The organism is Sphingobium sp. R-21 (assembly GCF_049913335.1).
Classification (GTDB): Bacteria; Pseudomonadota; Alphaproteobacteria; order Sphingomonadales; family Sphingomonadaceae; genus Sphingobium.
In genome coordinates this window covers 1,411,186-1,426,691 of sequence record NZ_CP184375.1, presented here as the reverse complement: position 1 = coordinate 1,426,691, position 15,506 = coordinate 1,411,186, and the positions used below count along the sequence as shown (strand labels likewise).

Below are 15,506 nucleotides of genomic sequence, written 5' to 3'. Positions count from 1 at the left end.
ACAGGAACAATGGATTTCGCGAAGTCCGACATTCAGACGATGCTTCTGGACAGCGCCGAACGGTTGCTGTCTGAAAATGCCGACGTCGAATATTGGCGGCATCAGCGATCGAGCGCGACGGGCTTTGACGAGGCACGCTGGATGCAGTTTGCGGAGCTGGGATGGCTTGCCCTGCCGGTGCCGGAAGCAGCGGGTGGTCTGGACGGCACGATAGAGGATATTGCGCTGCTCAACATTGCGCTGGGCAAGGCGCTGGCGACCGAACCCTATATCAGCACGATCGTGCTTGGGGGGCATGTGCTCAAGCAATCCGCGGACGAAGCGCGGGCGCTGGACCTGTTGGGCGAGGTTGCGGGCGGCACGCTGCGCATCGCGCTTGCGCATCAGGAAAATGGCGCTCATCCGCTCGACGTCGAGGTGACCGGTACCAGCGCCCGCCGTTCCGATGACGGATATATTGTGTCCGGCACGAAGATCATGGCGTTCGATGCGCCCAGCGCGGGGCAGTTGATCGTCTCGGCCCGTCTGGAGGGGGAAGAGGGCGTCGGCCTGTTCCTCGTGCCCGCCGATGCGCCCGGCCTTTCGGTTGAATCCTATGCGTTGGTCGATGGCACACGCGCCTCCGACATCGTCCTTGCCGACGTGACGCTCCCGTCCGCGGCTCTGCTGATCGGCGGTAATCGCGGCGCGGCGGTGCTGCGCGAGGCCATCGATCGTGCCTCGATCGCGCTGATGGCGCAGGCGGTCGGCGCGATGGAAGCCGCGAACAAGGTCTGTGGCGCCTATGTGCAGGAGCGCAAGCAGTTCGGGGTCGCCATCGGTTCCTTTCAGGCGATCCAGCATATCATGGCCGATAATTTCGTCGCCGCCCATCAGGCGCGTTCGATGCTCTACCACGCCTTGGCCAATGCGGATGAGGATGAGGCGACGCGGTCGGCCGCGCTTTCCGCCGCGCGCCTTGTCATCGGAGAGGCGGGGCAGACAGTCTCGCGCAATGGCATTCAGGTCCATGGCGGCTATGGGCTGACCGATGAATATGCGATCGGCCATTATTTTCGCCGGTTGATGTGCATGGAAAAACAATATGGTGACCTGATCCAGCATGGCGAACGCTTTGGCGACAGCATCTTCGGCTAAGCTCTGCAAGGGATCACGCGGTTGAGGGCCGGACCAGGCTCTTGCGGATCGCCTCACCCTGTGTCTTTGTGGTGCCATGACGGGACGGGCCAGGACTGAAGAAGGCGAGCGCAGCGTGGAGGCATGCCGCGCCGCTCTCGAAGTGCATTATGCGGTGCACCGCACCATCCCATCCATGGCGGGCCTTGCCAGGCTGTGGGATTATGCCAGCAAATCATCGGCATCCCGGCGCGTCGATCAGCTGATAGAGGCGGGCATATTGCTCTGGTCGGCCGACCGGCGACTGGCGCCCGGACCGGCCTTTCGCATCCTGCCCGATCCGCAGGTGCAGGTCGACGAGGTTCCGGCGCCCACCGCGGCCGACCCGCTTCAGGCGGCTCTGGCTGCCTGGGCGACAGACTATGATCCGCTGCTGGTTCGCTCCTACTCCGTCACGACGCGCCTGTTGCGCCTGGCCCGGAGCATGGAACGGCACATGACACTGTCGGCCGCGCGGGAAGGGCTGACATCCGGCGACGTGCTCCTGCTCGATGCCCTGTACCGCGTGGGACCGCCCCATCGCATCGCGCCCACCGCGCTCAAACATTATTTCCTGATGTCGCTTGCAGGCGTCGCCAAGCGGGTCGATCGGCTGGAGGCGCTGGGCTTTATTCGCCGGGTGCCCAATCCGGACGATCGGCGCGGTTTGTTCATCGAATTGACGGAGGCAGGCCACGCCGCGCTCACCAGGCTGGTCGAGCTCGACCGCTCCGCTCCGCATATCCTCTGGCCCACCGCGCTCAGCGAGCAGCAATATCATGCGATGATAGAATCACTGAATATCGCAGAAGCGCTGGTCGCGGAGCAGGATAGGAACGAACGTTCTCATCATTATCGTTCGCCCATGTGATAATATCCAGTTTAATTGACTTTCAGGCGCCTATTGCTCCAGCATATGCAAATCCAGGTGAACTAGTCAGGAGGGGTGATGCGCAGCCGATCGGAAAATGTGGGAACCGTTGCTGACCTGTCGAGCGGCATAGATGCAGCAGCGCTCATCCGCACGTCTCAGATAATCGCCGGCAATTTCGATGCGCTCGATCCCGCTCTTGTCGGCAGGGTGGAACGGTTCACGGGCTGGCTCAACGAACAGCCGCCCCTGCGTCCCGAACAGAAGTCGGATGTCGAGTTGCAACTGCGCAAGCTGCTTTCGACTCGCCTGCGGCTCGCGGCGGACCGGAAACGCATTCCCGCCATCGCAGAGGAAAAGATAGAGCGGCCCATTTTCGTCATCGGCTTCGGCCGGACCGGCACGACACTCATCCATTCGTTGCTGGCCGAGGACCCCGGCGCGCGTACCCCGCTCTGGTGGCATAGCCATTCGCCAAGCCCGCCGCCAGGCGAAGTGCCGGTAACGCCGGAGCGGATAGAACTCACGGCCAGGGAACTGGACGAGCTGCTGATGCGCGCGCCCGGCCTGCTCACGCTTCACCCCTATTGGGACAAGCGCGGCCATTGCCCGATCGAATGCGAGGAAATCTTCACCCTCGACTTTCAGAACGCCTATCCGTCGCTATTGTACAAGCTGCCGGCGCTGGCGATGATCCTGGACGCCAGCAATATCGCCGCGGCGTACAGCTTCCATCGCCAGTTCCTGCAACATTTGCAGTGGCAGCAGCCGACCGGCCATTGGGTAGCCAAGGGAATATACCACCAGTTCGCGCTGGATGCGCTGTTCGAGGCCTATCCCGACGCGCTGTGCATCTGGCCGCATCGCGACCCGGTTCAGGTCCATCCCTCGATCATGGCGATCACGGCGGTGCTTTATGGCGGTATCACCAACTGGCAGATGGATTTTCAGGCCCTCGGTCCAGCCTTTGTCGAAAGCATCGCGGCATCGCTGGCCGAAACGATGAAAAATCCGCTGGTTGACGATCCTCGCATTTTCCATGTCGATTTCCAGGACCTGACAAGTGACCCCGTGGATGTGATCCGGCGAGCCTATGGCCACTGGCAAATGGATTACACGCCCGAATTCGACAGCCGGATGCGGACGTGGCTGGCCGATCCGGCAAATGCTTCCAATCGCTATGGCCGCTATGATTACGCCCTGGAACCCTTCGGCCTCAGCCGCGAGATGATCGAAACGGCGTTCGAGGGTTATTCGCGGCGCTTCGGGCTGGGCCGGTTCGCCCGGGCCTGAGGCTCCACCATGCCGGATGCTGATCCTGGAGGAGGGCTGATGACCAATCCTGTCGCCAATGAGGATCAATTCGCTGCCGAAGCGGAGGTCCGCGCCATGTGGGACGAGGCGGCGACCAGGGCGGCGCGCAATCATTGCGCGCAGCTTTGGCGCGTGGGTCACGGCAGTGACGTGCCGCTGGAGGTCGAGCCGCTTTTCGACGGTGCGATGGACGCCTGGATGAGCAATTATCTTTTCAAGGCTGCGGCCCGCGACCCCGTTCGTCCCCGTTTCGTGCGCAACTTCATGCCGGGCCATTGCTGGAATGGTGCGGCCGTGCCCGATGCGCGCATGGGGGGAGACAATCCGGACAACTGCTATCGGCTGGCGGGCATCGCCCATGGCGGTCGCTATCGGATTACCGGCAAGGTCATCAATGCCTGCCCGGCGCATATATCCTTCACGCTGGTGGAGAATTGGGGCACGTCGATCACGACGCAGACGGTCGAGATCCCCGGAATCGATGTCGGGGACGACGGCGGCTTCGCCATCACGATCGATGACCAGCCTGCCGCCGGGCGGCGCAATCACATGACCACCAATCCGCGCGTCAAATTCCTGTTCGTGCGGGATTCCATGATGGATTGGGAAAGGGAAACCCCCTTGATCCTCGGGATCGAGCGGATCGATGCGCCTGCCGTCTCTCCCATGTCCTTCGAACAGCGTCTGGAGGAGGCGCTGCGTCGCGCGCGGGAGGAGGTGCCCCTCTATTACTGGTTCTTCCGCCTGTCGGCAGGGCATGCGATCAACAGCATGCCTCCGCCTTTGAGGACGGCCAGCGTCGGCGGCCTCGTCACGCAGGCAAGCAGCCTTGGCCGCCTGCATCTGGAGGATGACCAGGCGGCCATAATCCGCTTCGATCCAGCAGGCGCTGCCTATAACAGCCTGCAACTGGCCATGTGGTGGTATCGATCGGTGGATGCGCATCGCCTGCAAAGTGGCCTGTCCGCCATGCAGGCCGCGCCCGGCGGTGACGGATTGATCACGACAGTTGTGTCGGCGCGCGATCCGGGCATCGCCAACTGGGTACAGACTGACGGATTGCGTGACCTGTTGCCGATGATCCGCTGGCAGGGGCTGCCGGACAGGGTACAGGGCGGGGGACCAGTCCACTGGCTCGACATCGTGCCATTCGAGCAGGTTGATGCGCATCTGCCCGATGATATTGCCCGGCTGAGCCGGGAAGAACGTCTCGCGCAGATTGATGCGCGTCGTGGCGCCTGGTCGCGCAGGATCAATAGTTGACTAAAAACATCCTCATGCCCGGAAAAAAGCATCCGGTTTAAACGTTGATGCAACATTTTGCCGAAAAGATATGGATTATATAATCATCTGAAAATAAAGCCGGAAAAAATGACGCTGGAACTGTGTCCTGAAAACAACGGACCACTTAAATCATCTTCCCTATTCCAGCGCATATGCAAGATCGCCTATCTGATGATCCATAACATCCGCCAATCAGGGGTTTGGCCGAGCGGGAAATGGCGCTAGCTGGCGTTCATCCGTTCGCCGGCTTCAAAGCAAAGCTATAGGCCGGTTCCATCAGTCCCTGAGAGGATGCAATGACCTATCGACGCTATCTTGCCGCGACTTGCGCGGTTTTGTTCGTTTCCGCACCCGCCTTTGCTCAGGATGCCGCGTCGCCGCAGACCGACGGCGTGTCGACCGGGGACATTGTGGTCACCGCGCGCCGCCGCGACGAGGCGCTGCAGGATGTTCCGATCTCTGTCTCGGCCATTTCGGGCGAGCAGCTTTCGCGGTCGGGCGTGACCGACGTTCAGGGCCTGCAATACCGCACCCCTTCGCTCTCGATCACCAGCGCGCAGAGCCAGCGCAACACCATTGCCTTTTCGCTGCGCGGCCAGCGGACGCAGGAAACGCAGCTCTTCACCGATCCGCCGGTGGGCACCTATTTCGCCGAAGTGGTGCAGCCGCGCCCCTACGGCTTTGGGAACAGCCTGTATGACCTTGAATCGGTCCAAGTTCTGAAGGGCGTGCAGGGCACGCTGTTCGGCCGCAACATGACCGGCGGCGCGGTGCTGGTCGAGCCTGCCCATCCGAAGCTGGGCGAGTTCGCGGGCGAAGTTCGTGGCCAATATGGCAATTACGACATGCACGATATCTACGGGATGGTGAACGTTCCGGTCGGCGATTCCGTTGCCCTGCGCGTTTCGGGGAAGACCCGCGAGCGTGACGGCTGGGCGCACGACATAGGCAGCGGACTGCGTCTCGATAACCAGAATTACGACACCTTCCGCGTGTCGGCACTCGTGTCGCCGGGCAATGGCATTGAGTCGCTGACCGTGTTCGATTGGTTCAAGTCGCGCGAAAACGGCACCGCTTCCTTCCTGACCTCCATCAGCTATCCCTCGGCTCTCAGCAGATATGCCAACCTGGCCGATATTCCGGGGCAGTTTGCCGAAGCGCAGCGGCTTTTCCGCACGCAACGCTACACGCTCAATTCCGGTTCGGGCGACGGCAGCAATCTCGACGTGTTCGGGCTGCCGCGCGAAAGCATCAAGAATTGGGGAATCACGAACAAGACGACCTGGGAACTATCTGATAGCCTGACGCTGAAGAACATCTTTGGCTACCGCAAGCAGCGTCGGGATATCGTGCAGGACTATGATGGCATCCCGGCGTTCCTGATTGCGCCCTATCAATATTCGCGCTCACGCAATATTTCGGAAGAATTGCAACTCCAGGCCAAGATGTTCGACAATCGGCTCGATCTGATCGCCGGCGGCTATTATTTCGAGGAAAAGGGTATTGACGGCTCGCTCGCCAACACCCTGCCTCAGCTGAACATCCTGGCGGCAGGCCTCAATCCGGCGACGACCGACGCGTCGCTCTTCGTCACCAGCAATCCGGGTGAAGGCTATGCACGAACCGCGGCCGCCTTTGTTGCGGGCACCTTCAAGGTCACGGATCAGGTAAGCCTGTCGGGCGGTCTTCGCTACAATTACGACAAGCGGAAAATCACCGTGTCGCCGTCGCAGCCCAACTATCCCAATGCGGACGGTACCTTCGGCCGTTGTACTTTCAACCCGGTCGTCCCGGCGGGCTATGACACCACCGTCCGCCAGACCGGGCCATGCGCCTTCACCAACAGCAAGTCGTTCAAGGAATGGACCTACGACGCGACCCTGCAATATGAACCTACGCCGGAAGTGACGACCTATGCGTCTTATCGTCATGGTTTCCGGGCGGGTGGCTTTTCGACTCGGGCAACCGGTGTGGTCACGCTGGCACCCTTCCTCCCCGAATTCGTCGACGAATATGAAATCGGCCTGAAGACCAATCATCGGTTGGGTGGCGGTCGCCTGACCACCAGCACGGCGCTGTTCCGTCAGGATGGCAGCGATGTGCAGAAACAGCGCGCCACTTTCGTCGACGGCAATGTCTTCACCATCGTCGACAATACCGCCAAGCAGCGCAATGTCGGTGGCGAGTTCGAGGCGAACTTCAGCACCGACACCTTCTCGCTCGCGGCCTTCTATTCCTACACGAAGGTCAAGATCCGGGCAGGCCGCGTCGTGCTGGCCAATGGTCTGACCGAGTTCGAGCAGCGCGGCGTTCCCAAGCATCAGCTGGGCGCCACGGCGACGATTTCGCCGCCGGTCAGCGAAGATCTGGGCCAGCTCAACTTCATCATGAACTACACGTGGCGCAGCAAGATCTATCTTGACGATTTCGAGATTCAGGGCGTTCAGCCAGCCTATTCGCTGATCAACTTGCGTGCCGAACTCAACAATGTCGGCGGGTCGGGCGCTTCGGTCGCCGCCTTCGTCAACAATGCGCTCAACGAAACCTATCGCATCGGCGTGCTGGGACTCATCGCCGAGGGGTTGGGCTTCCAGAACAGCGTCTACGGCGAGCCGCGCACCTATGGCATCGAGGTGGGCTTCAAATTCTGATCCTGGATCAGGGTGAAAGCATCAAGGGGGCGCAGAGTTCTGCGCCCCCTTTTTCTTGCGCGTTGCTGTCTGGCATTCTGCGCCAAAAGGACGACGGAGAGTTTCATGAACAAGGCTTATCCTGCTGACGCATTGCCGCTGCCGTTGACGCCGGAGCAGATCAACAGCGCGTGGCTGACTCGCGCTCTGCGACAGCGACTGCCCGGCGTGTCGGTGAGCGACTCGCAGATCGTCGATATCATCCTTGGGACCTCGACCAAGATCCGCGTCCGGCTGACTGTGGAGGGGGAGGGTGCCGAACAGATCGGCGAAACCCTGATCGTCAAAGGCGGCTTTGAGGAGCACAGTCCGAAGATGGCTGCGATGTACGCCAATGAAACGCGCTTCTACGCCGATATTCAGCCCTTGATCCCCATGCCTTCGCCACGCGCCTATTTTGCCGGAACGGACCCGAATTCCCACCAGTCGATCGTCATCATGGAGGATCTGAAGCGGCCCGGCGTCGATTTCTGCGATGCGCTGCGTCCGCACAGCTTCGATCAGATTGCGCGCCGCATGGAAACCATGGCCGCCTATCATGCAGCGACCTGGGCTTCACCCCATTTCCAGACGGGCGGCCGCTGGGCCGACATCGCCAGCCGGTTCGACGGCTGGGGACTGGAGTATATGCGCCGCTATCTCGTTCCAGATATCTGGGCACATTATATGGCCTCGCCGCGCGGCGCGGCGGTGTCCACGCGGTTGCACGATCGTGCCTGGATGGAACGGGCGCTGATGACCATCGGTGACATTCAGCGCGCCCAACCCCGCTGCCTCATTCATGGCGACACGCATCTGGGCAATCTGTACATATTGGAGGACGGCACGCCCGGCTATTTCGACGCGCAGGTAGCGCAAACCGCCTGGCACCATGAAGTTTCCTACCATATCGTCTGTGCCGCCGACCTTGCCGATCGGGCCGCATGGGAGGGCGAACTGCTGCGCATCTATCTCGACGCGCTGGCGCGGGAAGGTGGTCCGGTTCTGGATTGGGACGAGGCATGGCTGGATTACAGGCGTTCCATCGTCTGGGGTCTGTTCATTTTCCTCACCAATGAGGTGAGGTTCCAGACGGAGGCCGTCAACACAGCTTATGCCGCCCGCTTCGGACAGGCCGCACTCGACCATGAACTCCGTCAGTTATTGCCATAGGAGGCCCTTCGGATAGCGTGGATCAGATGCTTCTTGCCTCTTGCTCGATGAACTGGTCGATCCTGGCGTTCAGCCGGTCGACCAGCGCGCGGTCCGACAGTTCCACAAAATAACCAAGTTGATCCACGGTATCGAGGTGGATCACCGCCGGATCGCCATTGGGCATCGTCGCGCCCCAGCTTTCGAATACGCATTCGACGCCATCGGGCCGCTGCGAAAGATCATCGACTGCATAGCCGAGGTGAAAAATGCCTTCGCCCCGTGTTTCCAGCCATTCTTTGGCATTGCCGTACCCGATGAGCGGCTCGATCATCTCCAGATAGACATCGCCCCATCGGGTGAAGGCGTTCCTGTTGGCAAAGCGGCCGTGCCAGTCGCGATAACGGCCCTCATAATCGGTATCGAGCCGCCAGAAAGGGCCGAGCCCCAGCAGGTTCCGATAATGCGCCATGCCCGCGTCGATATCGCGAACCACCACGCCGATCTGATAAAAGTCGCCCCGGAATTCCATCGCCATCCTCTCATCTGCTTTTCCGGCGTTCGACCTGTCGCGACGGGGCGTTCACCCCTCAGCTCTCGCGGCCTGCCGCTCCGGATTCCTTATGTTCCGCGATGTCCTAACCAGTGATCGGTTCCGATCGCTTGGAAATCGCTTTAGGCCTCGGCCTGGGCCTTGATCCGATCACGCAACAGGAATTTCTGGATCTTTCCCAAGGGCGTGCGCGGAAAATCATCCATCAGGAACAGATGGCGAGGCACCTTGTAATTCGCCATCTGCTCGCGACTCCATGCCGTCAGCTCCGCCAGCGTCAGCGCTTCGTCATCCTTCAGGATGACGCAGGCGGCGCAGACTTCGCCCATGCGATCATCGGGCCAGCCGATTATACATACATCGGCAATGGCGGGATGTTTGCGCAGGATATTTTCGACCTCGGCCGGATAGGCGTTGAAACCGCCGACGATGACGACATCCTTGAGACGGTCGAGGATGCGCAGCGTGCCGTCCTCCGCAATGCATCCCACGTCGCCGCTGTGAAGCCAGCCGTCTGCGTCGATCGTGGCTGCGGTCTGCTCCGGCTCCTCGAAATAGCCCTGCATCACCACCGGGCCACGGATCAGCAGTTCGCCGCTCTCGCCCGTGGGCAGCGGATTGCCCTGCGCATCGATGATCCGCAGCTCCACGCCGGGCAGCGGCTTGCCGACTGTCCGCGCGATTGTTTCAAAGCTGGCATCGGGATAGTTGACGGTGGCGAGCGCCGTGCACTCGGTCTGGCCGAAGCTGGTCAGGAACAGGTCGAACCCGAATATTTCCCTTCCGGCGCGGATCAGGTCGACAGGAACATTGGAAGCGCCAGTGTGCCCGACCCGCAGCGATGAAATGTCGAACGCGCCGAAACGGGGATGGTCCATCAGCGAGAGGAAAATCGTCGGCGGGCCCATCAACACGCTGATCCTTTCGCGCTCGATCAGCGAGAGCAGCGCCTCGGCGTCGAATGTGGACAGCGGATAGACGGTGATGCCCGCCACCAGCGCGGAAATCCAGCCAGACCTGTAGCCGAAACTGTGGAAGAAGGGATTGACGATGGCCATGCGATCGCCGGCCCGCAGGTCATTGGATTCGTTCCAGATGGCCGGCACCCACAATGCCTGGCCATGATTGTGCATCGCGCCCTTGGGCTGTCCGGTGGTGCCGCTGGTGAAAAGAATATCCGCGATCGTTTCCGGCGTCACGGCCGCAATATGTGCGGCAAGTTCCGCCTCATCGGCCTGCGCGCGCCGGAACATGTCAAAACCAGGTCCGTCCAGTGCTACGATATGGCTTAGCGCCGGCAGATCGCGCACCGGCCCGGCCGATCCCGGGCCTCCCCCCGCCTGGGTCAGCATGGCGGCATAGTCATTGCCCAGAAACCCCGTCACGGTGAACAGGATCCGGGCCCGCGTCTTGGCCAATATGTAGAGCGCCTCGCCACCCTTGAAGCGAGTGTTGATGGGCACCATGATGGCGCCGATGCTCTCCACCGCCGCCGCCGCGATCATCCACTCCGCGCTGTTGGGCGCCCAGATCGCGACCCTGTCCCCATAAGCGACGCCATGGGCGATCAGCGCACGGGCAAGATCATCGACCCGTTCCTTGAATTGCGCAAAGCTGATCCGTGTGCCGTCCTCCCCGACGATGAAGGGCGTGTCGCCATAACGCGCGGCGACATGCGCGATGACCTTCGGCAATGTGTGGTCAAGCGTCTTCGGCAGGTCGGAAAAATGTGGATTGGTCAAGGCTGTCGCGCCGATCACAGCAGTCCCTTTTCCTCAGACGTCTTGACGTCGGGAGAGACGCCGGCTTCGCGCATGGCTTCGATAACCGCCGTCGTGGCGGATGCGATGCACGGGAATCCGACATAGGGGGTGAGTTGCACCAGCAGTCCTTCCAGCTCCTGCGGAGTCAACCCGTTGGCGATGCCGATCTTCACATGGTTTTTCAATTCCAGCGACTGTCGCATGGCAATAAGGGCGGATATGACGGCCAAGCTCTTTTCCTTGGGAGCAATGCCCTGATGCCGCCAGGCGTCATGAAAAGCCCAGCTTGCCGCCATGCGCGGGATGGCCGAGCCAAAGCCATCGGCGGTGCATGCGTCGCGAAAGGCATTGCCGAACCCTTCGCCCATGATGCCGCTGATGAAGTCGACGCCCGATTTCTGCTTCTCGTCCAACTCAGCCATCCGATGTCTCCATGCATTATGATTGTCTGGCCTATGGGCGGCGGCTTGCCCACGTCAACAATGCCGCTGCCGCTATGGCTAGGTAGCATATAGTGATCGGTCATCTGATGGAGCCGGTACTCCATCGCCTATGTGATGGCAGGTCCGGGTCGATATTCGCGCCATCCGCTCAAGCCTATATAGGTTTGGACACTGGATACCCGACTTTCATGTCGCATGGCCCAGACAATATCGAAATGACGTCACGACCTTGGGGAAGGAAGATTATGTCTGCACAAATCAAGGCGACGGAAACTTCGCCTGTTTATTCCGGTCCGATCTTTGATGCCGACACGCATTTCTGGGAAACGGATGAAGCCTGGACGAAATATCTGCCCCAGGATGCTGCCGAACGCTATGGCGTGACGTTCAAGACAGGATCGGACGGCGACTTCGCCATGTATGTGGGGCCGCGCAAGGTGGAAATCAGCGCCGACCATCTTTTTGAGGATGGCCGTGTCCCCGCGCCCGGCAAATTGCACGAATGGCTGCGCGCCATGAAGGAGGGCAAGGCCGAGATCGACATGCACGTGCCCAAGAGCGCGGACATGATGGAACCCGAAGCGCGGGTGAAACTGCTCGACGCCTGGGACGTGCGTTCATCCATTCTCTTTGTCGGCAACATGATCACGGCCATCAGTTTCCTTGATGATCCGCGTTACGCTTATCCCGTGTTGAATGCCTATAATGGCTGGATGTACGACCAGTGGAAGTATAATTACAACGACCGCATCTTCTCATGCCCCATCATGACGCTCGACAATGTCGAGGAGGCCTGCAAGGCGCTGAAGGATGTGGTCGCGAAGGGCGCAAAGCTCATCCTGATGCCGATGGGCCCCTATAACGGCAAGGCGCCCGCGCATCCCGACCATGATCCCTTCTGGGCGATCGCCAATGAAGCAGGTATCCGGGTCGTCTTCCATGTGTCCGAGGCTATTTACCTGAAGGATCATATGGCGCTGTGGGGGGAGGGCATGCAGCAATCGCGCATCCGCCAGTCCGCTTTCGTATGGATGCACGGCTATTCGGAACGGCCGGTGATCGAGACGCTGTCGAGCTTCATCTTCTGGAATTTCTTCGAACGCTTTCCCAATGTGAGGCTGCTGTCGGCCGAAAATGGGGCCGAATGGGTGCCGTCCATGCTGGTGAAGATGGACAAGTGTCGGGGCATTGCGAAGAACGGCTATTGGCCCGCCGGGCAGTTGAAGGATCGGCCCAGCAACATCTTTGCCCGCCATGTTTCCGTCGTCGCCTATCCGGAGGATGACCTGAAATCCATCATCGATCAGGTCGGCAACGCCGATTGGGTCTTGATGGGATCGGACTATCCGCATGCAGAGGGCGTGGAGGAACCGCGGCTGTTCGCCGAGGAAGCGTGCAAGGATCTGTCGGCCACCGATGTGCGCAAGGTTATGTATGAAAACGGCATGCGCTTCATGGGGCTGCCTGCCTGAAGCTTGCCTTCGGCCGACAGGCTATCCGCCGCGCGTCAGCTTCCCGCTGATGCGCGGCGGCCCGCCTCCACCGTGGCGCTCAAAAGCCGGTCGAAATTCTGCTTCATCCTGGCGAGCGGAGCGGCCAGTATCAAGGCTCCCAGCATATCCCCGTCGGGGCCCATGACCGGCACCGCCAGTGCCGCAGTGTCGCTCAACATTTCCCCGAAACTGGCGCAATAGCCCTGCTTGCGAATTTCCGTCAGGCTGACGCGAATGGCGTCGGGATCGGTTCGAGTGCTGTCGGTCAGTTGCCGAAGATGGGCGCGGGCCAGATAGTCGTCTACCTGCTCCGGACCGGCAAAGGCCATGAGGACGCGGCCGGCGGCGCTCGCGTACAGGGGCGCGCGCAGCCCAGCCTGCATGGCATAGCGCACCGGTTGCGGGCTGTTGCTCGCTTCGGTGTAGATGGCCTGCCCGATTTCCCAATCGGCGATGGCGAATCCCACCGATTCGCGCGTTTCGGCAGCGAGCTGCTTGACGAGGGACCGGACCAGTTCGGGCGCTGACCAGTGGCGCACGATCCGGCTCGCGAAATGATACGCCGCCGGCCCCAAACGGTAGCGCCCTTCCTGACAGGACAGATAATGCATGTCGCACAGGCCCCGCAGCGTATCGATGAAGGTGCTTTTGGGTACTGTCATGATCGCGCTGAGCTCGGCCAGGCTCATGCCGTCCTGCTTCCCCGCCAGCAATACCAGCAGATCGAGCACACGCGTGATCGCCTTCGGTCCCCGCGCACGGATCTCCTCGACTTTGGCCTCTTGCATCTTCCCCGCCCGTCCCCTGTTTTCTGCTCAGCCTGCATAGCTATTCGAAAATTCGAACGCAATTCGAAAAATCGTTGGACATTATATTTGTGATGCGATACGAAAATCCGTGCAGCAGATGCAATTTCATGCATCCGCGGGAGGAGAGGAAAGCCAATGGCCACCAGCGCATCCCGGACCATTAAATCCGCGCATCGAGTGCTGGAGATCCTGGAATATTTCGATCAGGATCGCCGCGTCGCCACCGTCATGGAAATGTCGCGCACGCTGAACTATCCGCAATCCAGCACATCCGAACTGCTCCGCTGCCTGACGCGGCTGGGCTATCTCCACTATAACCGGGTACGTCGGACATACAGCCCCACCGCGCGAGTCGCTCTGCTGGGCGCCTGGGTGAAGCCCTCGCTGTTCCGGGGCGGACCGGTGCTGTCCGCGATTGACGAGATCGCCAAGCTGACCGGCGAAACGGTGCTTTTGTCCACCAGTTCCAACTATGTGCTGCAGCATCTGCACGTCATCCACGGCAATAATGAAGATGCGCTGGACGCCCATGCCGGTGACCAGCTCTCCATCTTGCACAGCACCCAGGGCCGTCTGCTGCTTTCGAGCTATCGCAACGAGGGGATCCGTTCGGCGGTCCATCGCCTGAACGCGGAGGAGACCGACCTGTCGCGCCACGTCCGTGTAGCGGAGCTGCTGTCCGAATTTGCCGTGCTGCGCGAGAAGGGCTGGACCATAGAGCAGGATCGCGACGGCGTTGGCTGCGTCGCCGTGTTGCTGCCCTTTGGCCGGAACATGGATCGCCTGACCGTAAGCGTCATCGCCCAGCCGGCCGTGATTGCCGCGCGTGGCCAGGAAATGCTGGACCTGCTGCTCAGCCGCAAGGAGAGCATTGCCGAACTGCATCTGGAGGAAGATGGCCAGGAGCAGGACAACAGCAACGTCGTGAAGATGCCGGAGACGATAAAGATCGCCAGCTACCGCCGCCATTTCGCCTGATAGCGCTGTCCGGGTTCTGCATGAACCGTGCGGTGCTGCCCCGCGGAACGGGTGAAATTCGGCTTGCGGATGCACCATTGCCACCAGCACCGCGCAAGGACGCAGTGCTGGTGCGCATGCTCTATGCGCCTGTCAACCCGGCTGACCTGTTGGCGATCGATGGTCGATATTCCTTCGATCTGCCTCAAGATCAACCGCTGGGGGCTGAAGGCGTGGGGCTGGTGGAAAGCGTGGGCGAGGCCGTTGTCGATCTCCGCCCGGGCGAACTGGTGATGCCGCTTGAGCGAGGCAATTGGTGCGCGATGCGCCTTCTGCCTCGCCGTCATCTCGTGGTGCTGTCGGACATTGACCCGGTACAGGCGGCCATGTTGCGCATCAATCCGCCCACCGCGCATCTGCTGCTGCGCCATGCGGGCATGCGTCCGGGCGAGGCGCTGATTCAAAATGGCGCAGGGTCGGTCGTCGCGCATTGGGTTCGCGCCTTTGCCGCCCGCATGGACATCAAGGTGATCGATGTCGTGCACAGGCCGCATCCGGCGACACCCCATGCGCTGTTGGACGGCGATCATCTGGCGGAGCGCGCGCGGGCTGCATCCGACGGTCGGCCCATCCGCGCCGCCCTGGATTGCGTGGCAGGTGCGGCAACCGGCCGGCTTGCCAGTTGCCTCGCGTCCGGCGGCCGGCTGCTGCTGTTCGGCCATCTTTCCGGCGACCCGATACAGGTGCGGTCGCAAGTGTTGACCGGCGGCGGCCTCTCGATCGCGGGTTTCAGCCTTCGCCCCGCTGAAGCGGCACTGGGTGCGGCTGGCGTGCACGCGATGTTCAAGGAACTGGCCGCGCTTCATGCGGCCGATCCGCCCGCCTTGCCGGTGCGCGCCATCATTCCGCTTTCCCGCGCTGATGAAGGGATCGCGCTCGCGCGGGCGGGAGGGAGCGGACGGATACTGTTCGATCTGGCGCAATGATATCGGGCATGTGAAGCCCTTGGCGTCGCCGTTGACTTGGAAGGCCGATGCCTGCTG

Annotated in this window: 13 protein-coding genes; 9 read left to right on the top strand and 4 right to left on the bottom strand. The window is 61.2% G+C overall.

Annotation, left to right across the window (positions count from 1 at the left end; genetic code table 11):
* Positions 1–9 precede the first annotated feature (9 nt).
* The 6 genes from ACN9MX_RS20980 to ACN9MX_RS20955 all read left to right on the top strand — a co-directional run bounded on the left by ACN9MX_RS20980 (position 10) and on the right by ACN9MX_RS20955 (position 8,466).
* Complete coding sequence (locus tag ACN9MX_RS20980; RefSeq protein ID WP_363828917.1) at positions 10–1,137, top strand: acyl-CoA dehydrogenase family protein; 1,128 nt, start codon at positions 10–12, stop codon at positions 1,135–1,137.
* A 115-nt stretch (positions 1,138–1,252) separates the two neighbouring features.
* A complete protein-coding gene (locus ACN9MX_RS20975; RefSeq protein WP_363828915.1) occupies positions 1,253–2,026 on the top strand; it encodes a MarR family winged helix-turn-helix transcriptional regulator in 774 nt (257 codons plus the stop codon).
* A gap of 78 nt (positions 2,027–2,104) precedes the next feature.
* A complete protein-coding gene (locus ACN9MX_RS20970; RefSeq protein WP_363828913.1) occupies positions 2,105–3,319 on the top strand; it encodes a sulfotransferase family protein in 1,215 nt (404 codons plus the stop codon).
* A 39-nt stretch (positions 3,320–3,358) separates the two neighbouring features.
* A complete protein-coding gene (locus tag ACN9MX_RS20965) occupies positions 3,359–4,603 on the top strand; it encodes a hypothetical protein (RefSeq protein ID WP_363828911.1) in 1,245 nt (414 codons plus the stop codon).
* Between the two features lie 317 nt (positions 4,604–4,920).
* Positions 4,921–7,275, top strand: coding sequence for a TonB-dependent receptor (locus ACN9MX_RS20960; RefSeq protein ID WP_363828908.1), 2,355 nt, complete (start codon positions 4,921–4,923; stop codon positions 7,273–7,275).
* Between the two features lie 105 nt (positions 7,276–7,380).
* On the top strand, positions 7,381–8,466 hold the full coding sequence (locus tag ACN9MX_RS20955; protein WP_363828906.1) for a phosphotransferase family protein: 1,086 nt from the start codon (positions 7,381–7,383) through the stop codon (positions 8,464–8,466).
* 22 nt (positions 8,467–8,488) lie between these two features.
* On the opposite strand, the gene ACN9MX_RS20950 is transcribed toward ACN9MX_RS20955, so the two are convergent.
* The 3 genes from ACN9MX_RS20950 to ACN9MX_RS20940 form a co-directional block, all read right to left on the bottom strand.
* Positions 8,489–8,983, bottom strand: coding sequence for a VOC family protein (locus ACN9MX_RS20950; protein ID WP_363828903.1), 495 nt, complete (start codon positions 8,981–8,983; stop codon positions 8,489–8,491).
* Between the two features lie 137 nt (positions 8,984–9,120).
* Positions 9,121–10,758, bottom strand: a complete 1,638-nt coding sequence (locus ACN9MX_RS20945) for an AMP-binding protein (RefSeq protein ID WP_426387705.1) — start codon at positions 10,756–10,758, stop codon at positions 9,121–9,123.
* Positions 10,755–11,183: a carboxymuconolactone decarboxylase family protein gene (locus ACN9MX_RS20940; protein ID WP_363828898.1), complete on the bottom strand. Its 429-nt coding sequence runs from the start codon at positions 11,181–11,183 to the stop codon at positions 10,755–10,757. The genes ACN9MX_RS20945 and ACN9MX_RS20940 overlap by 4 nt, the downstream gene beginning before the upstream one ends.
* Positions 11,184–11,449: 266 nt before the next feature.
* Here ACN9MX_RS20940 and ACN9MX_RS20935 point away from each other — a divergent pair, with 266 nt between their 5' ends.
* Positions 11,450–12,676 (top strand): amidohydrolase family protein, encoded by a 1,227-nt coding sequence (locus ACN9MX_RS20935; protein ID WP_363828895.1) that lies wholly within the window; start codon positions 11,450–11,452, stop codon positions 12,674–12,676.
* A gap of 35 nt (positions 12,677–12,711) precedes the next feature.
* Here the strand turns inward: ACN9MX_RS20935 and ACN9MX_RS20930 are convergent, their stop codons facing one another.
* Positions 12,712–13,485 (bottom strand): IclR family transcriptional regulator, encoded by a 774-nt coding sequence (locus ACN9MX_RS20930; RefSeq protein WP_363828893.1) that lies wholly within the window; start codon positions 13,483–13,485, stop codon positions 12,712–12,714.
* A 156-nt stretch (positions 13,486–13,641) separates the two neighbouring features.
* Between ACN9MX_RS20930 and ACN9MX_RS20925 the strand changes: the two genes are divergently transcribed.
* Together ACN9MX_RS20925 and ACN9MX_RS20920 are read left to right on the top strand one after the other, a co-directional pair.
* Positions 13,642–14,484, top strand: coding sequence for an IclR family transcriptional regulator (locus ACN9MX_RS20925; RefSeq protein WP_363828890.1), 843 nt, complete (start codon positions 13,642–13,644; stop codon positions 14,482–14,484).
* Between the two features lie 20 nt (positions 14,485–14,504).
* Positions 14,505–15,449, top strand: coding sequence for an MDR family NADPH-dependent oxidoreductase (locus tag ACN9MX_RS20920; RefSeq protein WP_363828887.1), 945 nt, complete (start codon positions 14,505–14,507; stop codon positions 15,447–15,449).
* The last annotated feature ends 57 nt before the right edge of the window (positions 15,450–15,506 follow it).